Raw genomic sequence first — 17675 nt, 5'->3', positions numbered from 1 at the left:
CAATCTCGACGTAGTACCATATGGGCCGTCCGAACGACTACGCAGGCGACCTGCGGTGGGGCTGGCAGTGTCCCCGCTGCGATGCGGACGTACCGGTCACCAGGGATGCCGGTTCGGAGACGTTCCTCTGGGCGTGTCCCACCGAGGACTGTCCGTCGGCCGGATTCGGCTTCTCCTCGCGGCGGCGGGCGCGGATCGCGCTCCGGGAGTATCGCGAAGCCTACCAGAACATCTACCGATAATCGCGCGTTCTCCGGTGGGCGTCTCGAGTCGTGCTCTTCTAGGACTACCGGGACGAGCGAAGTACGACTCTGAATCGGTAAACCATCTGTGGTGGCGCGCGCTGGCGTCGCACCCGAATATCTACGAGCGTGTGACGCCGAAATTGTGCGAGGGACGAGTGAGCGAGAGCGCGGCGCTTTGCGCCGCGGATAGCGAACGAGTCGGTTGGGGAGGACGTGGAGATCCCTAACCGTCAGCGTGAGCGGCACGCCTTAGATTCGGTTCCCGCTCTACAGTCAGTTTCAGTTCCGAGACAGACGGCCATCCGTGCCACCGAGGACGGTCAGCCGCAGAAATCCGGCCGAAGAAGCGCATCCATAAACCCTCCCCGTACGTAGCGAGACGTATGCAAACGCCAGCCGCAAACGCACAACTGGCTCTCCTCCTCGAGGTCGCGGGCACGCCGAAACCCGGCAACGTCGACCGGCACCGGGACCTCGAGGACCTGCGATTCGAACACTTCCTCGCGGGGGCCGTCGGCGCCCGCGACGGCCTCGAGACGGCGGCGAACGGCGGCGCGGTCGGCGCGGCCTTCGAGCGCGCCGTGGCGGGAATGGCCGGCCAGCGCGGCGGCAACACCCAGTTCGGCTCGCTGCTGTTGCTCGTCCCGCTCGTACGCGCGGCCCGCGAGGACCTCTCCGGGCCCGTCGTCGAGGCCGTCTGCGAGGACACTACCGTCGCCGACGCGGCGGACTTCTACCGAGCGTTCGACCACGTCGACGTCTTCGTGGACGATCCGCCCGCGGACATGGAGCCGCTGGACGTCCGCCGCGGAAGCGACGCCGTCCCCGTCCTCGAGGAACGCGGCCTGACGCTGCTGGATATCATGAGCCGGAGCGTCCCGGGCGACGACGTCGCGCGCGAGTGGGTCGAGGGCTTCGAGCGCACCTTCCGGGCCGCCGAACGCCTCGCCGCGGCCGACGGCCCGCTGGGCGACCGAACCGCGGCCGTCTTTCTCTCCGAACTCGCCGAGCGGCCGGACACGCTCGTCGCGAACCGCAGCGGCGAGGCCGTCGCGCGGGAGGTCACCGACCGCGCGGCCGAGCTAGTCAAGCGCGACGCGCTCGAGACCGACCCCGAAGCTGTCGAGGTCTTCGCCGAGGAGCTCGTCGCTCGCGGCGTCAACCCGGGGACGACCGCCGACATTGCGGCTGCGGGGCTGTTCGTCGCCCTCGAGCACGAGGCGATCGACGTATGACCGGCGACGAGCGGGGACGAAAGCGGGAGCCAGAGCAGGCGTCCGACGCGCTCGAGACGAGCGGTGGGGATGCCGACATCGTCGAGTGGCCCGTCTCGCTATCGGGGGTTACCGAGACTATCGTCGCCACGCGCGGGCCGAACGAACTGTGGAACCTCGCCGCGCTCGGCCTGTTCGCGCCGGATTCGGACGGCGAATCGAACGGTGACGGCAGTGGCGATAATCCCGTCACCGCGCGCACGTGGGGTTCCACCCGCACTCGCGGCAACTTCCGCCGGCAGGGCGAAGGATACGTCCTGTTCGTCGACGATCCCGTCCTCTTCGCCGACGCCGCGCTCTCGATCGTCGAGCGCGAGGGACCGGTCCCGGACGCCGCGAACGCGTGGGCCCGTGTTTCCGTCGAGTCCCTCGAGACGGGCGTCGACGAGGGAACCGAGTGGGAACGGTGGGCCCTCCGGCCCGTCGAGACCGCCATCGAATCGACGACGGTGCCGACGATCGACCGCGGGTTCGGCGCCGTCGTCGAGGCCACCGTCGCCGCCTCGCGGCTGGGCGTCGCCGGCTACGATGACGCGAAACTCCGCCAGCGCCTCGAGTACTACGCCTCGGTCGTCGACCGGGCGGGCGACCCGCGCGAGCGCGAGGCGCTCGAGCGCGTGCGCGAGCATTCATCGTGGTGAGATCGACTGCTCCGCGAGACGGTCGTCGTCGACCCGCGGTTCCCTCCTCGACCGACAGCGAAAGAGAAAGGCATTAAGAGCCTCTGGACGGAACCTTCCTACATGGCAATCAAACCGGCCTACGTCAAGAAGACCGGGACCATCCTCCTGGAGCGGTACCCGGACGCGTTCACGACCGACTTCGAGCAGAACAAGGAAAGCGTCGAGAAGCTCACGAACGTCGAATCCAAGGGCGTTCGCAACCGCATCGCGGGCTACGTCACCCGCAAGAAGAGTTCGCAGGCAGCCGCAGCGTAATCGGAGCGTCTTCTCTCGAGTTTCGCGGCCGCGAGCCGCCGGTATCGCGATGACTCACCAGGAACGGATGACGTCAATAGAGAGAGGGACGGCGGTCGGGCGCCGTCGACGAACGGACGGTGCGTCGAGTTCGAGTCGGCAGAACGGTCAGTGGTCGAAGCCGGAGTCCATGAAGAGGGCGACGATGAGCGCGCCGATGGCGAAGAACATGGTCAGCATGAACCCGACCGCGCCGGTGATGATGTCCATCTGCGTGCCGACGACGAACAGTTGCATGCCCTGAAACCCCGTCCAGGCGAACACGATGGCGACGAGGAATAGGACCGCCGAGACGACTGCGGCTCCGACCTGGAACCCGCCGTCGAACGGGCCGACGCCGCTCGAGTTCGCGGTCGAACTCGTCATCGGGACCACCCCGCGTCCGAGCCGGATCGAACGTATTGCGTGTGCATCGGTGAATCAATTTCACTCCGTTTTCTTAACGTCTTCTATGCGCGTCGTCGCTCGGTCGCCGCTCGCGCGCGACGAAAACCCAAACGGTTTTGCGGACACGCAACTGAGTGCGGGAAAATGGCAGTACGAGTAGGCGTCCTCGGCGCGACCGGTGCCGTGGGACAACGACTAATCCAGCTTCTCGATCCCCACCCCGACTTCGAGATCGCAGCACTGACCGCAAGCGAATCCAGCGCCGGCAAGAGCTACCGGCAGGCCGCGAAGTGGCGCGTCGACAGCCCCATCCCCGACGACGTCGCCGACATGACCGTCGTGGCGACCGACCCCGACGAGGTCCCCGACGACGTCGACCTGATCTTCTCGTCGCTCCCCTCGAGCGTCGGCGCGGAGGTCGAACCGCCGTTCTGTGAGGCAGGCTACGTCGTCTCTTCGAACTCCTCGAACGGGCGGATGGACGACGACATCCCGCTCGTGATCCCGGAGGTCAACCCCGAGCACATCGACCTGCTGGAAGTCCAGCGCGACGAGCGCGGCTGGGACGGCGCGATGGTCAAGAACCCCAACTGCTCGACGATCACTTTCGTCCCCACGCTGGCCGCGCTGACCGACTTCGGCCTCGAGAAGGTCCACGTCTCGACGCTGCAGGCCGTCTCCGGCGCGGGCTACGACGGCGTCAGTTCGATGGAGATCATCGACAACGCCATCCCTTACATCGGCAGCGAGGAGGACAAGCTCGAGACCGAGTCCCGCAAGCTCCTCGGCGAGTTCGACGGCGCCGAACTGAGCCACAACAGCATGGCGGTCTCGGCCTCCTGTAACCGCATTCCGACGATCGACGGCCACCTCGAGAACGTCTGGGTCGAGACCGAAGAGGAACTGACCGTCGACGCGGCCGCCGAGGCCATGCGCGAGTACCCCTCGCTGGACCTGCGCTCTTCGCCCGAGCCGCTCATCCACGTCTTCGAGGAACCCGATCGGCCCCAGCCCCGGATGGACCGCACGCTCGGCGACGGGATGGCCATCGCCGCGGGCGGCCTCCAGGAGACGCCCTTCGGGCTCCAGTACAACTGCCTCGCGCACAACACCATCCGCGGTGCCGCGGGCGCGAGCGTCCTGAACGGCGAACTGCTGCTCGAGCAGGGTTACATCTAACCCGCCAGCGCTGTTCGCCCGCAGAGCTCCGACTTTTCGATCGGTCCGTTCGCGAGAATACCTGACTGATTTGGCGGGGGGCACAAGTAGGGACGACCCCTACGACGGGTATGCTCCCAGTCATCTCCGATCCCGCGTCGCTGACTCCCGTTACCGGCGAGGCCGCCGGCGACGGCCCGCAGTTCGACGCGCTCGCGGATCGGCGTCGCCGGGCCGTCCTCCGATATCTGGACGCCCGCGACGAGGGGTCCGTCTCGCTGTCCGACCTCGCGGATCACCTCGTGCTCGAGGCCGACGCGGGCGACGGCGGCGCGCTGGCCAGTTGCGGCGACGCCCTGTTCGGGACGCGGCGACGCGTTGCGATCACGCTCCGACACAGCCACGTGCCGAAGCTGGCGGACGCCGGGGCCGTCGCGTTCGACCACGAGACCAACACCGTCGCGCTGACCGAGCGCGGTGAGCGGTTGCTCGCTCGAGCCGAGACGATCGACGGAAGCGGCGAGGACGCCGACGACGACGCCGAAACCGATGCGAAACCAGCCGACCGGGTCGCCGAAACGACGGCGCCGTAACTCGAGAGATCGGAACGCGAACGTCCGCTTCCGCTGGTACTGCTACCGTTGTTCGGCCGTCCGCTGACAATCACGGACGGACGGCTATCTACGCACGTCTGCTTCCCGCCGAGCAGCCGACGGGTCCGTTCCCGGTCAGGATTCGTCGTGGGGTAAGGCGACGACCGGGATGGCCGCCTCCTTGACCATCCGTCGCGCCACGTCGCCGGTCAGTAGCTCCGCAAGCCGGTTCCCCTTTCGAGCCGCGAAGACGACGGCGTCGACCTCGCGGTCCTCCGCTTCGGCGAAGATCCGCTCGACGACGTCGGTGCCGTAGAGGACCTCCGTCTCGATGGTCGCGTCGGTCGCCTCGAGCGGCCCCCGTGCGCGGTCGAAGATCTCCTCGGCGTACTCCTCGCGCTGTTCGACGCCGGCCTTGTCGGGCGCGCCGCCGGCCTTCTCGATCACGTTGACGACGATCGCCCGACTCGAGTCGGTGAGATACGGGGCGAGCGCCGCGGCCGTCCGCTCGCCGTCTTCGGGGGTCGCGACGGGGACGAGGATCGGTCCGTCGAACGACAGCGTCATCGGCCACCACCCGTTCGATCGCGCTTCGCACGAGGTGACGGTCGATCGGGGAGACGACGACGGGACCGGCCGGTGACTGTCGGTTCCATACCTGGAGTTCGGACGGTGACGTGAAAAAACTGCAGACCGCAGACGGGTCGGGACCCCGGGCGTTCAGGGCCGGACCTGATTCTCGAGGGCCGCGTCGGGGTCGTCGGCGAACCGGCGGACGTTCCCGGCCACGATATCGGCGAGTCGCTCGTAGTACTCGGGGGTGTGGCCGGCGTTGTGGGGCGTGATCTGGACGTTCTCGAAGGTCCACAGCGGGTGGTCCTCCGGCAGCGGTTCGGGATCGGTGACGTCCAGCGATGCGCCGCGGATCCAACTCGAGCGCAGGGCCTCGACGAGCGCGTCGGCGTCGACGACCGGCCCGCGGGCGACGTTGACGAGGACCGCGCCGGGATCCATCGTCACGAACGCCTCGCGGTCGATCAGCCCCCGCGTGGTCTCCGTGAGCGGACACGCGAGTACGAGATAGTCGGTCCGCGCCAGGGCGTCCTCGAACCCCTCGCCCTCGAAGCCGACCACCTCGTCGGTCGGGCCGCCCTTCTCGGGCGTGTATCGGACGCCGATCGTCTCAACGCCGAAGGGCTCGAGGCGGTCGGCGACCGACTCGCCGATCGCGCCCAGGCCAACGATCGTCACCGTCGACCCCTGCAGTTCCTCGGCCTGATAGTGGCGCCACTTCTGACGGCGCTGCTGGCGCGCGCCGACGTGGAACCGGCGGGTAAAGCGGAGGATCGCGCCCAGCACGTGCTCGCCGATGTTGGGGCCGTGGACGCCCGAGGCGTTCGTCACGGCGACGCCGCGGGCCTCGAGTTCCTCGAGGGGCAGGTGGCCGGTCCCCGCGTAGGCACAGGCGAAGACCTCGAGGTTCTCGGCGGCCTCGAGCAGTTCGTCCTCGAGGGTCATCCCGGTGACGAAGCGGGCGTCTCGAATACGGTCGCGCTCCGCCGTCGGCGTGCGGGCGAGTTCGACCGTTCGATCGGGGAGTCGCCCACGGAGCGCGTCCGCGTACTGTTCGACCGGCATCCCGTGAGTTCCTTTCCGGAGGACGAGTACGTCCGGCTGGTTGGTGTCGCTGTCGCTCATATCCGTGGCGTCGGTTAGCGGTCCCAAAAGCGTTCGTCTCCCGGAACGCACTGTGACAGCCCGCGAGCGGTGCGAGGTCCGCAGGATCTCGAGGCGGAGTTGCGTGGAGCAACGCTCCACGTACCGTTCGAGCGGGCTGCGAGGCGGCTTTGCCGCCTCGAACGGGACGGCTTCGCCGTCCCCCAGCCCGCGAGAAGACTGCGAAGCCGCGGAGCGCGGCCTCGAGAGCCGTTCCAATCAGCGGGACGTTCAGGCAATTTAATAATGGGCCGTTGAGTCCCAACGAAGTATGGAACGCGTAGACGTCGCGATCGTCGGTGGCGGACCCGCCGGGGCCTCCGCGGCCGAACGGGCCGCGGCACACGGCGCCGAGACCGTCCTCTTCGAACAGGGCGTCCCGCGGGAGGACCGCGACGGCCTCGGGCCGGACTCGACCGACGCCGCCGGCATGCTCGACTACTGGATCGATATCATGGAGTTCGACTACCGGGAGATTCCCGACGACGTCATCCTCCGAGAGCTCGAGTCCACCGAGTTCGTCGGCCCATCGACGTCGGTCGAACTGACGAGTACGGGGATGGAGGCCAGCTACCCCAACTTCGGCTACACCTTCCACCGCGCGCGCATGGACGACTGGCTCTACGAGCGCGCCGAGGACGCCGGCGCCGACCTCAGGGTCGGCACGGGTGTCAAGGACGTAGAGACCGACCTCCGCGCCTCGAGCCCGAAGGGACCGACTCACACGCTGGCCCTCTCGAACGGCGACGAACTCGAGGCCCAGTACGTCGTCCTCGCGGACGGCCCGCAGCGACGAATCACGCTGGACGCGCTCGACCAGTTCACCGCGCCCGGCCGAAGCGTCTCGGACTACCTCTCGCCCCCAGAGGCGAACCACATCGCCTACCAGGAGTACCGAGAGTTCCCGGAGGAACTGTTCGAGGAGTTCGAGGACACCCTCAAGTTCTGGTGGGGGTACATGCCCGGCGAGACCGCCTATCCGTGGGTCTTCCCCAACGACGGCACGGTCGCCCGCGTCGGACTGACCATGCCCATCGGGATGGAACTCGAGGACGTCCAAAACCCCGCCGCCTACGCCTTGCTCGAGCCCGACGACGATAAGCTCCCCTCGGGCGCGGAGTACATCCGGCGCCTGCTCGAGCGCGAGTACGGCGACAAGTACGACATCGCGGAAGACATCCCGCGCGTCGAGGACCGCGGGAAGTCGAAGGGGACCGAAACGTACCCGATCTCCTCGACGCGACCGATCGAGTCACCCGTCGGCGCCAACATCGCCGTCGCCGGCGGCGCGATGGGTACCACCTCTGCCTTCCACGAGGGCGGCTACCACGTCGCCGTCCGCACCGGGAAGATCGCCGGCCGACTCGCCGCAACCGACTCGCTTGCGAACTACAACGACGTCTGGAAGGGAGCCATCGGCGACGAGATCCTGCGCAACGTCGCCTTCGCCGACATCGTCGAGGAGTACGAGCCCGCCGACTGGGACCGCACGTTCGAGATCGTCAACCGAATGCAGGGTGACGACGTCGAGGGCCTGGTCAGCCGCGGCTACTCCGCCGGGCTGGGCGCTTCGAAAGTCCTTCTCGAGTACAAGCGCCGGAAGTTCGCCTACCGCGACGGCGGCTACGTCCAGTTGCGCGAGGACGAGTACTTCTACTGAGTCTCGCGTTCCGCTCGCCTCGGTTCGCCCGCGATTTCGTGTTCCCAGCCAGTTGTAGGGAAACCAGCACTTAGGGGGAGGCGGATCGTATGGGGACACGTGCTAGCTATCGACAGCGACCGCACTCGTCGGTATCTCTCCGGCGCGTGCGTCTCCGGACTCGGGCTCCTCATCCTGCTCGTTCCCCTCTACGATATCTGGGACGACCTCAGAAATCTCTCGTGGGGACTGCTCTGGACGCTGCTCGAGAACAGCGCGCTGCTCGTGCTCGCGAGCGGACTCGTGCTCGCGGGCGTGTGGATCGTCCGGCTGGACTGGGAGAGCAAGTACGTCGTGACCGTCGCCAAGTGGAACCTCCTCGTCGGTGGGGGGATCGCGGCGCTGTTCCTGTGGATCGTCGCCATCCAGCTTCGCGTCATGCAGGAGCCGAAGCCGTACGTGCTCGCGCTCAACGGAGTCCTCTTCGGGGTGGTCGCCGCGTTCGGGGTCGGCGTTTACAACGCCAGCCGACAGCGACACACCGACGAGCTCCGGGCGCGGGAACGAGAGCTCCAGCGGATGTACGACCGGGTCTCGGAGTCCGAACGCAGATACCGGACGCTCGCGGAGCGGTTCCCCGACGGGATCGTCGCCCTGTTCGACGAGCAGCCGACGTTCTACCTCTCGGCGGGAGAGGCGTTCGATCAATTGCCGCTCGATCCCGCCGACCTCGACGGGAAAGCTCCGCATCAGGTGTTCCGAGCGGAGGTCGCCAAGGCGGTGGAACCGGCCCTTCAGGCCGCACTGGACGGCAACAGGGAACGGGTGGATATCGAGTGTGCGGGCCGACACTGGCTCGTTCGGACGATCCCCGTCACGGACGACCGCGGCGAGGTGTTCGCCGGCCTCCTGATGTGCCAAGACATCACTGAACTCATCACGTACCAGCGACGGCTCGAGGCCTCGAACGAGCGCTTAGAGCAGTTCGCCTACGCAGTCTCCCACGACCTGCAGGAACCGTTACGGATGGTCTCGAGCTACCTCGAGTTGATCGAGGATCGGTACGCCGACGGCCTCGACGCGGATGGCGAGGAGTTCATCGACTACGCCGTCGACGGCGCCGACCGCATGCGCGAGATGATCGAGGGACTGCTCGAGTACTCGCGCGTCGAGACCCAGGGCGACTCGTTGGACCCGATCGACCTGAACGCCGTCCTGGCGGACGTCCGCGAGGACCTGCAGGTGAAACTCGAGGAGCGGGACGCCGATCTCGCCGTCGGCGACCTCCCGCGGGTCGAGGGCGACGCCAGCCAGCTGCGGCAGGTGTTCCAGAACCTGCTGGAGAACGCGATCGAGTACAGCGGCGACGAACCGCCCCGCATCCGCGTTTCCGCCGAGAGACGGGGGTCGACACGCGCTCGAGAACCACAGCACGATTCTCGCGATCCGGTAGCCACGCGAGGCGCGCCCGCGGACGCCACGGGACCGAGCGGCGACGGCCAAGAATGGGTGATTTCGGTCGCGGACGAGGGGATCGGGATCGATCCGGACGACGCCGATCGCATCTTCCGGATCTTCGAACGGCTGCACGCGACCGAGGACCAGTCGGGGACCGGGATCGGCCTGGCGCTCTGTCAGCACATCGTCGAGCGCCACGGCGGCGAGATATGGGTCGACTCCGAACCCGGCGCGGGGACGACGTTCTCGTTTACGCTCCCCGCCGCGACGGACGACCGCGGGACGACGGACCGAGAATCGAACCCCCGCACCGACTGACGCTCGAGGAACGGACGTGTGACGGCTATTCGAGGGATGTCCGAATCGCAAACACTCGTGGGACTATACGAACACCCTACCGGCGCGTAAGCGGCGATCCTTTTTCCGGCTCGACGTTAGAACTTCGGGTATGACTTGGCGCACCGACGCGAGTGATTCGGGCGACGACGTCGCCGCGTCGCTCGAGACGGCTCCGGTTCGAACCGACGGCGGTAGCCACGGCGTCTCGAGCGACGGCTCGACGGCCGGGCACGATCCGGACGGGCCCGTCGGCCCCGATAGCCCCCATCAACCCGACATCGACCACGACGAGCATGAACACCGCAGCCGCTGGCCGCTCGTCGCCGCCGTCGGCGCCGGCGGTCTCTACGGCGGCGCCGCGATCGCCATCCTCAGGAACGAAACGGGCCTGCTACCGCCGCTCGTGGGCGTCGGTCTCGCCGTCGTCGGGACGATCGTCCTGCTGGCCGGCATCGCCGGCTGGGTCGACGAGGTCTTTCTCGCGCCCGCGCGTGAGGGAGCCGTCGGCGGGTCGTCTCGAGAGTCGTACGTCTGGACGACGCTGCTCTTTCTGACGACCGACGTCTCGACGTTCGGCGCGCTGTTCATCTACTACTTCTTCGTCAGAATCGGCACGTGGCCTCCCGAGGAGTTACCGCCGCTACTGGGATCGCTCGTGATCGTCAACACCGCGATCCTGCTCGCCAGCAGCGTCACGTTCCACTACGCACACGAAGCGCTCGAGGACGGGAACCACCGCCGTTTCCTCGGACTGCTCGGGACGACGCTGGTCCTCGGGATCGTCTTCCTCGGCGGCCAGGTCTACGAGTACTACGAGTTCGTCGCCCACGAGGGGTTCTCGATCACCAGCGGCGTCTTCGGGACGGCCTTCTACGGGCTGACCGGGCTCCACGGCTTTCACGTCGCGCTCGGCGTCGGCGGGATCGCCGTGCTGTGCTGGCGCGCGCTCCGCGGCCACTACGGCCCCGATCGGGACACCTCTGTCGCGACCGTCTCGCTGTACTGGCACTTCGTCGATTTCGTCTGGGTGTTCCTCGTGCTCGTCCTCTACGTGGGCGCGACCGTTTGACCGGCGAACTCGGTCGCGCGAGGATGCACTCGCTACCACCGTCGCGCTACCTCGTGTCCCCGACGGGCGTCTCCGTCGCTACGGGAGGTCGTCGCCCGCCTCGCGCTCTTCCTCTAAGAGTCGGAGCGTCGGGTCGGGACAGTCACAGAAGGTCGTCTGCCCGAGCGGTTTATGCGTGCCGTCGGGCCAGACGTGGACGATCCCGATCCGACCACAGCCCGCACACTTCGCCGCGGCACGCCGCCGCTCGTCGTGTTCGACCACTGATATCACCTCGAGTCCGCGTACGAGGGCCAGTGTGGAAAAACCCCGGTGGCCCGGCCGCCGCGGGTGCGGGATCAAATCGCTCGTCGACGGTCAGTCGGCGGTCGAACCGACGGTCTCGTCGACCTCGAGGTCGACGGTGACGTACTGCGAGGTCGCCGTCTCCGGCGACCCGCGGACGGAACCCAGTGAGAGCGAACCGCCCGGCTGGAGGAGATCAGGACCGGATCCGCCGTCGTTGTCATTGCCGTCGTCGCCGTCGCCGCCACCGCCGGCGGTCGTAAACAGGAGCGCGCGGAAGGAGGGTGCGGCGTCGTACGAGACCACACGACCGGCCGCCTCGTCGAGTCCCTGGGGCCGCCAGTCGACGGCCTCTCCGACCGTGACCGCGCTGTTGGGTATGTGCTGGTACGAACGCATCACTCCCTGCTCGATCGGTCGCACCGCGCTCTCGGTCGACTCGGTCCGCGACCCGTCGGCCGTCCCCGTACTCGAGGTGCCGACGAGCGCTCCGCTCGACAGGAGACCACACTTGACGAACGTTCGCCGCGTCGTCGATCCTGACGTATCCTGACGCATGAGTACGCTCCGTGCTCTCGACCATCGACGATGGGATAATTGTTTCCCATGCTGACACAACGACGCACTGGCAAGTGACAGCATTATTTCAGTGGCTCTGGCCAGTGATCCCCGGATGTTCTTCCAAGAACCGGAACTCCAGTACGAGGTTACCGTCGAAGAACCAGATCCGCACTTCGCGAAACTTCTCCAGCAGGCGATCGGCGGACAGGAAGGTGAGATGCGCGTCGCGATGCAGTACATGTTCCAGGCGTGGGCGCTCCCCGAAGGCTACGAGGAGTATCGGAACCTCCTGATGGAGACCGCAGCGGAGGAACTCGGTCACATCGAAATGCTCGCCACCGCGGTCACCAAGAACCTCCGCGGCTCGGCCAAGCAGATGAGCGACGAGGCCGAGGAGACCGCGGCGACAGCCGCGGCGATGACCGGGCAGAATCCCCGCCAGTTCCTCTCGGCGGGCGAGTCGGCGATGCCCGTCGACAGCAACGGCGTCCCCTTCACCGGCAACTACATCGTCGCGTCCGGCAACCTCGCGGGCGACCTCTACGCGAACGTGATGTCCGAGGCGACCGGTCGCACCCTCGCGACGCGACTCTGGGAGTACACCGACGATCCCGGCATGAAGGACATGCTCTCCTATCTCATCGCCCGGGACACAATGCACCAGAACCAGTGGCTCGAGGCCCTCGAGTCGCTCGACGACCCGGTGCCGGTGCCCGCGAGCTTCCCGCAGGAACAGGAAAACCAGGAGTTCAACTACGCGTTCATGTCGACCCGACGTGAACAGCAGCCCGACCCCAGCTACCCCTGGACGCAGGGCGAGTCGCCGGACGGCAAGGGGCAGTTCTCCTATCTCCCCGAGCAGCCGGGTGACGGAGAAGTCATCGCCCCGCAACCGAGCCCGATGACGAACGACACGCCGAACCGGCCCGACGAGTCCGCCGCCAGCGATTCGAACGCGACCGGCATCTCGGAGACGAGCGACTCGAGTTCGTCCGACGGGAACGCGACCGACTCGAACCAGTAAGCCGAGCGCGACCAACCGTCACGCGGCCCCTGTCGAAGCGTCTCCGCGACCGCAGCGACGAGGACCGCCGATCGTCCGCGCTATCGCCGCATCCGTTCCTCGAAACCAGCCAGTTTTCGGTAGATCGGCGGCGTCAACACGCCGCCGATCCCCATGAGGATTGCCACCGCACCGATCGGGAACAGCAACGGCTGCACCTCGAGACAGGAGTTCTGGGACGTGATCTGGACGTAGTAATGCGTCCCCTCATACTCGACGACGACCCCCTCGAGCAACGCTGCCCGGTTCTCGAGCTCGCCCGAAACTCGTCCCTCCTGTAGAGGGCTGTCGATCGCTTCCTCGAGCGCCTCCCGTTCGGCCGACGAAAGCTGCTCGGCGGGGATCTCTTCGATGGTCGCCAGCGAGTCGTCGTACTCGTCGGCGGGCGTCGCCGTGATCGCCGGCTCGCCGCACAGCCCGAGGCCGTCCTGGACGACCACGTAGCCGCCGACGATCGAGAGCGGGAGACCGACGGAGATCAGGAGGACCCCGAGAAAGGGGGCGGCGTAGGTCAACACGAGCGACTCCGACGACGCGGTCGGCTCGACCGGTCCGGTGCTGTCGGTGGCCGACGGCTCGTCCGCGTCGGACGGCGAGGCGTCGTCGCTCATCGCGGCCCCTCCGACGACGTCGGTCGACGACCGCCGAGATACGTGATCATCCCGGCGAGTCCCAGCCCGTAGATCCAGTGGGCGAGCAGTGCGAAGACGAGGTAGGTCACCAGCTCGAGCCCGGTCTGGCCGGTGTAGAAGGCGATGACGAACCCCGAGGCGATGACCGTCGCGTACCACAGCCCAGTGATGAACGTGAGTTCGCCCGGCAGGTACTCCCCGAGCGAGAGGAACAGCAGGGGCCAGACCGTCATTCCAGCGAAGAGGAACAGGCTGTAGCCGAGCGCGAGGTTCGCCGGTAGTCCGACCAGCGTCGCGAGGTTCGCGAACGACTCGGGGTCGAAGACGCCCAGCGCGACCGCGACGAGGAGGACGCCGGTCATCAGTACCGTGCCGACGAAACCGCCGGCCGCGCCCGCGCCCGCGTCGCTCAGGGCGCGTCGAGCGACCGGCACGATCCGACCGTACAGCGACGGCGGCCGCTCCTCCTGGGCGGGCACGTACGACGGCCGGACTTCCTCGGGTTCGCTCGGCGGAATCCCGTGCTTGCGCTCGAGTCGGTCCTCGAACCACTGCCACTCGGGCGTGAACTGCTGGGTCGCCTTCAGCTCCCACGGGTCCGCGGTCTCGACCGGCGTCCCCTGAAAGTACGACCAGAGCATGTTATAAAGCCACATGAGGACGCTGATTCCGATGATGAACGAACCGACGGTCGCGACGACGTGCAGCCCCGAGTACTCCGCCGGGTAGGTCGCGTACCGACGGGGGTGCTCGAGGAAGCCGAGCGCCATCAGCGTCATGAACGTGAGTCCGGAGCCGATGACCAGCAGTGACGACTGAAAGATCGCGAGCCGACGGTCGTACATCCGACCGGTAATCAGGGGGTACCAGTAGTAACTGGCCGCGAACATCATGAACGGGATGATCCCCATGATGATGAGGTGGAAGTGACCGACGACGTAGTAGGTGCCGTGGTAGATGACGTCAACGGGGATGACCGCGAGGAAGATACCGGTCACGCCGCCGACGATAAACAGGCCGACGGAGCCGACACAGAGGATCAGCGGCGCGGCCAGCCGGACATCGCCGTTCCACATCGTCGTGATCCAGTTGAACACCTTGATCGCGCTGGGGACGGCGATCGCGATCGACGTCGCCATGAAACTCGCCCGGATTCGGGGATCGACGCCGGTCACGAACATGTGGTGGGCCCAGACGCCGAACGAGAGGACGCCGATCGCGATCGTCGAGTAGACGATGAACTTGAACCCGAACAGCTTCCGGCCGACGAACTTCGGGAGTATGAGGCTCATCAGGCCGGTCGCCGGGAGGAAAATGATGTACACTTCGGGATGGCCCCAGAACCACAGCAGGTGCTGCCAGAGGATGGGCCCGCCGCCCTCGACCGTGAAGAACGTCGTCCCGAAGTTGCGGTCGAGCAACAACATGAGCAACGCGGTCCCGAGCAGCGGGAACGCGAAGATGACGATCGCGCTCGTGATGAGCATGTTCCACGAGAAGATGTCGAGGTTCGCCCAGCCGATCGACTCGTCGCGTTCGTAGACGACCGTCGCGATGAAATTGATCCCGCCGATCGTGGTCGCGATTCCACTCAGGTGGAGGCCCAACAGGAGGAAGTTCGTCTGGGGATTTGGCGCCAGCGACAGAGGCGGATACATCGTCCACCCGATCGCCGGCTCCTGGAACGCCAGCAGAACCGACAGCCATTCGCCCGGAACGACGACCGCGAGCATCGCTCCCGTGACTTCGGCGACGATTCCCAGTCGGGCGAGCAACAGCGACGGCGGGAGGAGCCAGAAGCCGATGGCGTTGAGCCGCGGGAACGCCATATCGTCGGCGCCGATCAGCAGCGGCAGGAAGTAGTTCCCGATCCCGAAGAACACCGGCGTGACGAAGAAGATCAGCATCGTCAGCCCGTGCATCGTAAACAGTTCGTTGTACGTCTGTTCCGTCCAGAGGTTCGCCTCCGGCGTCAACAGATGCGTCCGAATCATCATCGCGTCGATTCCGCCCCAGATCGCCGCGACGGTGCCAAAGGCGATATAAAGCAGCCCGATTTCGCGGTGATTCGTCGTCGTCGTCCAGCGAACCGCGGCTGCCTTCGCCTCGGCCAGACTCAGTTCGCGACGGTGGCCCGTCGCGTACCCTCCGTCCGGTGACGGCTCGCCTCGAGCTCGCCGCGCCAGGACGATCGTCAGGAGACAGCCGACGACGACGACAGCGAACAACGAGACCTCCGTGAGCGCGCGATTCATCGACGCCCACCACCGCCGATCCGACCGCACCGCTCGTCGCCGTACATAGCGGTAGGCTCACCACCGATCCCAATAAATATGAACTGATGAGAGAGTGACTGTCGTCGATTTTGACATTCCTTCGAACTCCAGTATCCGTTCAAAACTGTCCGAAACAGTGACTGTTCACGGAACGATGAACGACATATATCACACCGGTCGTTGAACCGCCGTCAATGAGCAGTCGTCGCACGACCGTCGCGTTCACCGCCGCGGCGCTCTCGACGCTCCTCGCGCTGACCGGCACAGTTGCGGCGCAATCACCCAACCGCGAACTCATCGACGGCCTCGAGTATCAGTTGCTCTACGCAGCGCTGCCGCTGACGCTGTTCGTCCTGATGATCCTGATCTACGCGGCCGTCAAGTTCCACGACAACGACGATCCGCAGCCGACGACCGAGGATCCCTCGCTCGAGATCACCTGGACCGCCGCGACGGCGATTATCCTGCTGTTCGTCGGCCTCTCCGGCTACTCCGTTCTCGTCAATCCCTATATCTCGCCGTCGCAGGCGCTCGATACCGACAACCAAAGTCAGGAGGGGTTTGACTCCTTCGAGGACCTTCCCGATACCGGCGACGAGGAGGTCCACGTCCGCGGCTATCAGTGGGAGTGGCAAGCGACCTATCCCGAGGCTAACGTCACGACGGAAAATCAGATCGTGATCCCCGCCAATGAGGACGTGACGTTCTGGCTGACTAGTGACGACGTCATCCACTCGCTTTTCGTCCCGGATCTGGGCGTCAAACAGGACGCGTTCCCCGGCGACTACACTCGCGCACGGACCATCGTCGACGAACCCGGCCGCTACGACGTGGTCTGTGCGGAGTTCTGCGGCGCCGGCCACTCACGGATGCAAGGTGAGATCGTGGTCGTCGACTCCGAAACCTACGACCAATGGCTTTCGGAAAACGAGGGGACCGTCGCCGAAGCGCCGGATCCCGACTGAGACGGATCCGATATCGATCGGACGGTGGAAGAGTTAAACCGGACGACCTCATAGGGCGAGTGCGTGCCTTTAGTCCCCGTCCGAGTCTACCCATCCGGGTGCGATGACAGCACGGCGAACCCGGGCACGCGATATTCGGTGGGCCTCGCCCACCCGTTCGAGGAGCACGATTGCACCTCCGCCCGGCACGAGGGTTAGCCAGCCGACGCGGCACGCCGCCACGGGATGAGGCTGGACGTTAGTGTTCCGGGCGATACCGATTTCGACCAGCAGCTCTGCTTTCATCCGCTGCAAGTCGAGAAAACGTGTAATACCCTGTGTGTTAACATTCATCACTGTGGGTAACACACCCACACGCTCCATTTCCCTTGGACAACCGTCTCCGCCGCCCGACTCGTGGTGGACACTCACGGTTTTCGACCGCAAACCGAGTCACCCGTGCGCTACTGTCGCTCTCTGTTTGACGAGGGAACCGATTCGCTGTACAGGAACGACTCCATCGATGATCCTGTTATCGTGATCTCGTCTTCGCTTGCCCGCGCCTGACGAACGGTCTCGCTGACCTCGTCGAACTCGCTGCTAACGATCACGTCACCCGTCCGACTGTCGTGCTCGATGAGACCGTGGTCCTCGAGTTTCGGAAGGTGGCTGTGGACCAGCGATGTCGTCACACGTTGTTTTTGCGCCTCGGTGACGGCTTCGATCGACTCACCCTGCTCCCAAGCAGCGATCTGTAAGGAAACGCTCTCGATGTTCGCGTGATTGCTCTTTAAAAAGTAGTACAGGAGGTATCGACAGCGCGACTCGGAGAGAAGTCCGTATACGGCGTCCAAGGAAGGACGTTCTGTTTTCATATTCACCCAGTTTTTCACACATCCGAATAAGCCCCGTTCCAAAAATATTTGGTACGATTGTACGGCGACCATCGTTCCCAGAGCTAGAGACAAACACGATCTCCTCGATTGATAGTGATGCCACTACTGGGGTAAATACGAGTAGCCCCACACAGCAGCGGCTGTGTGGGGCCTGATGATGAAG

General features: G+C 65.9%; 19 protein-coding genes. 11 read left to right on the top strand and 8 right to left on the bottom strand.

Translation table 11 applies throughout. From position 1 onward, the window contains the following. Positions 1-20: 20 nt before the first annotated feature. The 4 genes from HTUR_RS09310 (at position 21) to HTUR_RS09295 (ending at position 2457) form a co-directional block, all read left to right on the top strand. On the top strand, positions 21-242 hold the full coding sequence (locus HTUR_RS09310) for a hypothetical protein (protein WP_012943067.1): 222 nt from the start codon (positions 21-23) through the stop codon (positions 240-242). Positions 243-628: 386 nt separating this feature from the next. Then, positions 629-1480: a triphosphoribosyl-dephospho-CoA synthase gene (locus tag HTUR_RS09305; protein ID WP_012943066.1), complete on the top strand. Its 852-nt coding sequence runs from the start codon at positions 629-631 to the stop codon at positions 1478-1480. Beyond that, positions 1477-2160, top strand: a complete 684-nt coding sequence (locus HTUR_RS09300) for a DUF447 domain-containing protein (protein WP_012943065.1) — start codon at positions 1477-1479, stop codon at positions 2158-2160. The genes HTUR_RS09305 and HTUR_RS09300 overlap by 4 nt, the downstream gene beginning before the upstream one ends. A gap of 102 nt (positions 2161-2262) precedes the next feature. Beyond that, a complete protein-coding gene (locus tag HTUR_RS09295) occupies positions 2263-2457 on the top strand; it encodes a 30S ribosomal protein S17e (protein WP_008895224.1) in 195 nt (64 codons plus the stop codon). A 147-nt stretch (positions 2458-2604) separates the two neighbouring features. Here HTUR_RS09295 and HTUR_RS09290 read toward each other — a convergent pair whose 3' ends face one another. Continuing rightward, on the bottom strand, positions 2605-2862 hold the full coding sequence (locus HTUR_RS09290; RefSeq protein WP_012943064.1) for a hypothetical protein: 258 nt from the start codon (positions 2860-2862) through the stop codon (positions 2605-2607). A gap of 165 nt (positions 2863-3027) precedes the next feature. Between HTUR_RS09290 and asd the strand changes: the two genes are divergently transcribed. Beyond that, entirely contained in the window at positions 3028-4062 is a 1035-nt protein-coding gene (gene asd, locus HTUR_RS09285) for an aspartate-semialdehyde dehydrogenase (protein ID WP_012943062.1), read from the top strand. Positions 4063-4172: 110 nt separating this feature from the next. Continuing rightward, complete coding sequence (locus tag HTUR_RS09280) at positions 4173-4634, top strand: DUF7344 domain-containing protein (protein ID WP_012943061.1); 462 nt, start codon at positions 4173-4175, stop codon at positions 4632-4634. Positions 4635-4769: 135 nt separating this feature from the next. Here HTUR_RS09280 and HTUR_RS09275 read toward each other — a convergent pair whose 3' ends face one another. Next, positions 4770-5201: a universal stress protein gene (locus HTUR_RS09275; RefSeq protein WP_012943060.1), complete on the bottom strand. Its 432-nt coding sequence runs from the start codon at positions 5199-5201 to the stop codon at positions 4770-4772. Between the two features lie 153 nt (positions 5202-5354). Further along, positions 5355-6332: a D-2-hydroxyacid dehydrogenase gene (locus tag HTUR_RS09270; protein WP_012943059.1), complete on the bottom strand. Its 978-nt coding sequence runs from the start codon at positions 6330-6332 to the stop codon at positions 5355-5357. Positions 6333-6621: 289 nt separating this feature from the next. Here HTUR_RS09270 and HTUR_RS09265 point away from each other — a divergent pair, with 289 nt between their 5' ends. The 3 genes from HTUR_RS09265 (at position 6622) to HTUR_RS09255 (ending at position 10855) form a co-directional block, all read left to right on the top strand. Further along, on the top strand, positions 6622-8010 hold the full coding sequence (locus HTUR_RS09265; protein WP_012943058.1) for an NAD(P)/FAD-dependent oxidoreductase: 1389 nt from the start codon (positions 6622-6624) through the stop codon (positions 8008-8010). 99 nt (positions 8011-8109) lie between these two features. Beyond that, positions 8110-9765 (top strand): sensor histidine kinase, encoded by a 1656-nt coding sequence (locus tag HTUR_RS09260; protein WP_012943057.1) that lies wholly within the window; start codon positions 8110-8112, stop codon positions 9763-9765. A gap of 130 nt (positions 9766-9895) precedes the next feature. Then, entirely contained in the window at positions 9896-10855 is a 960-nt protein-coding gene (locus tag HTUR_RS09255) for a cytochrome c oxidase subunit 3 (protein WP_012943056.1), read from the top strand. Between the two features lie 78 nt (positions 10856-10933). On the opposite strand, the gene HTUR_RS09250 is transcribed toward HTUR_RS09255, so the two are convergent. Together HTUR_RS09250 and HTUR_RS09245 are read right to left on the bottom strand one after the other, a co-directional pair. Then, positions 10934-11119, bottom strand: coding sequence for a hypothetical protein (locus HTUR_RS09250; RefSeq protein ID WP_049941673.1), 186 nt, complete (start codon positions 11117-11119; stop codon positions 10934-10936). A gap of 93 nt (positions 11120-11212) precedes the next feature. Next, positions 11213-11698 carry a hypothetical protein gene (locus tag HTUR_RS09245; RefSeq protein ID WP_012943054.1) on the bottom strand — a complete coding sequence of 162 codons (486 nt, stop codon included), beginning with the start codon at positions 11696-11698 and terminating at the stop codon, positions 11213-11215. Positions 11699-11813: 115 nt separating this feature from the next. Between HTUR_RS09245 and HTUR_RS09240 the strand changes: the two genes are divergently transcribed. After that, on the top strand, positions 11814-12725 hold the full coding sequence (locus HTUR_RS09240) for a manganese catalase family protein (protein WP_012943053.1): 912 nt from the start codon (positions 11814-11816) through the stop codon (positions 12723-12725). A gap of 80 nt (positions 12726-12805) precedes the next feature. On the opposite strand, the gene HTUR_RS09235 is transcribed toward HTUR_RS09240, so the two are convergent. Then, the gene (locus tag HTUR_RS09235; RefSeq protein ID WP_012943052.1) at positions 12806-13375 is read right to left on the bottom strand and encodes a hypothetical protein; all 570 of its coding nucleotides are present in this window, start codon (positions 13373-13375) and stop codon (positions 12806-12808) included. Next, positions 13372-15651 carry a DUF6789 family protein gene (locus tag HTUR_RS09230; protein WP_012943051.1) on the bottom strand — a complete coding sequence of 760 codons (2280 nt, stop codon included), beginning with the start codon at positions 15649-15651 and terminating at the stop codon, positions 13372-13374. The genes HTUR_RS09235 and HTUR_RS09230 overlap by 4 nt, the downstream gene beginning before the upstream one ends. Positions 15652-15866: 215 nt before the next feature. On the opposite strand from HTUR_RS09230, the gene coxB reads away from it, so the two are divergent. Continuing rightward, positions 15867-16637, top strand: coding sequence for a cytochrome c oxidase subunit II (gene coxB, locus HTUR_RS09225; protein WP_012943050.1), 771 nt, complete (start codon positions 15867-15869; stop codon positions 16635-16637). Between the two features lie 443 nt (positions 16638-17080). On the opposite strand, the gene HTUR_RS09215 is transcribed toward coxB, so the two are convergent. Next, a complete protein-coding gene (locus tag HTUR_RS09215) occupies positions 17081-17491 on the bottom strand; it encodes a DUF7344 domain-containing protein (RefSeq protein WP_049941864.1) in 411 nt (136 codons plus the stop codon). Positions 17492-17675: the final 184 nt, after the last annotated feature.

The organism is Haloterrigena turkmenica DSM 5511 (assembly GCF_000025325.1).
Classification (GTDB): domain Archaea; phylum Halobacteriota; class Halobacteria; order Halobacteriales; family Natrialbaceae; genus Haloterrigena; species Haloterrigena turkmenica.
This window is presented reverse-complemented; position numbering and strand designations above follow the sequence as displayed.

What these genes read in the sequence shown, in the direction of transcription:
- HTUR_RS09215 (WP_049941864.1), bottom strand. Translation starts at nt 17,491, where the DNA reads ATGAAAACAGAACGTCCTTCCTTGGACGCCGTATACGGACTTCTCTCC.
- asd (WP_012943062.1), top strand. Translation starts at nt 3,028, where the DNA reads ATGGCAGTACGAGTAGGCGTCCTCGGCGCGACCGGTGCCGTGGGACAA.
- HTUR_RS09235 (WP_012943052.1), bottom strand. Translation starts at nt 13,375, where the DNA reads ATGAGCGACGACGCCTCGCCGTCCGACGCGGACGAGCCGTCGGCCACC.
- HTUR_RS09270 (WP_012943059.1), bottom strand. Translation starts at nt 6,332, where the DNA reads ATGAGCGACAGCGACACCAACCAGCCGGACGTACTCGTCCTCCGGAAA.
- HTUR_RS09275 (WP_012943060.1), bottom strand. Translation starts at nt 5,201, where the DNA reads ATGACGCTGTCGTTCGACGGACCGATCCTCGTCCCCGTCGCGACCCCC.
- HTUR_RS09300 (WP_012943065.1), top strand. Translation starts at nt 1,477, where the DNA reads ATGACCGGCGACGAGCGGGGACGAAAGCGGGAGCCAGAGCAGGCGTCC.
- HTUR_RS09280 (WP_012943061.1), top strand. Translation starts at nt 4,173, where the DNA reads ATGCTCCCAGTCATCTCCGATCCCGCGTCGCTGACTCCCGTTACCGGC.
- HTUR_RS09295 (WP_008895224.1), top strand. Translation starts at nt 2,263, where the DNA reads ATGGCAATCAAACCGGCCTACGTCAAGAAGACCGGGACCATCCTCCTG.
- HTUR_RS09305 (WP_012943066.1), top strand. Translation starts at nt 629, where the DNA reads ATGCAAACGCCAGCCGCAAACGCACAACTGGCTCTCCTCCTCGAGGTC.
- HTUR_RS09240 (WP_012943053.1), top strand. Translation starts at nt 11,814, where the DNA reads ATGTTCTTCCAAGAACCGGAACTCCAGTACGAGGTTACCGTCGAAGAA.
- HTUR_RS09290 (WP_012943064.1), bottom strand. Translation starts at nt 2,862, where the DNA reads ATGACGAGTTCGACCGCGAACTCGAGCGGCGTCGGCCCGTTCGACGGC.
- HTUR_RS09310 (WP_012943067.1), top strand. Translation starts at nt 21, where the DNA reads ATGGGCCGTCCGAACGACTACGCAGGCGACCTGCGGTGGGGCTGGCAG.
- HTUR_RS09230 (WP_012943051.1), bottom strand. Translation starts at nt 15,651, where the DNA reads ATGAATCGCGCGCTCACGGAGGTCTCGTTGTTCGCTGTCGTCGTCGTC.
- HTUR_RS09245 (WP_012943054.1), bottom strand. Translation starts at nt 11,698, where the DNA reads ATGCGTCAGGATACGTCAGGATCGACGACGCGGCGAACGTTCGTCAAG.
- HTUR_RS09255 (WP_012943056.1), top strand. Translation starts at nt 9,896, where the DNA reads ATGACTTGGCGCACCGACGCGAGTGATTCGGGCGACGACGTCGCCGCG.
- HTUR_RS09265 (WP_012943058.1), top strand. Translation starts at nt 6,622, where the DNA reads ATGGAACGCGTAGACGTCGCGATCGTCGGTGGCGGACCCGCCGGGGCC.
- coxB (WP_012943050.1), top strand. Translation starts at nt 15,867, where the DNA reads ATGAGCAGTCGTCGCACGACCGTCGCGTTCACCGCCGCGGCGCTCTCG.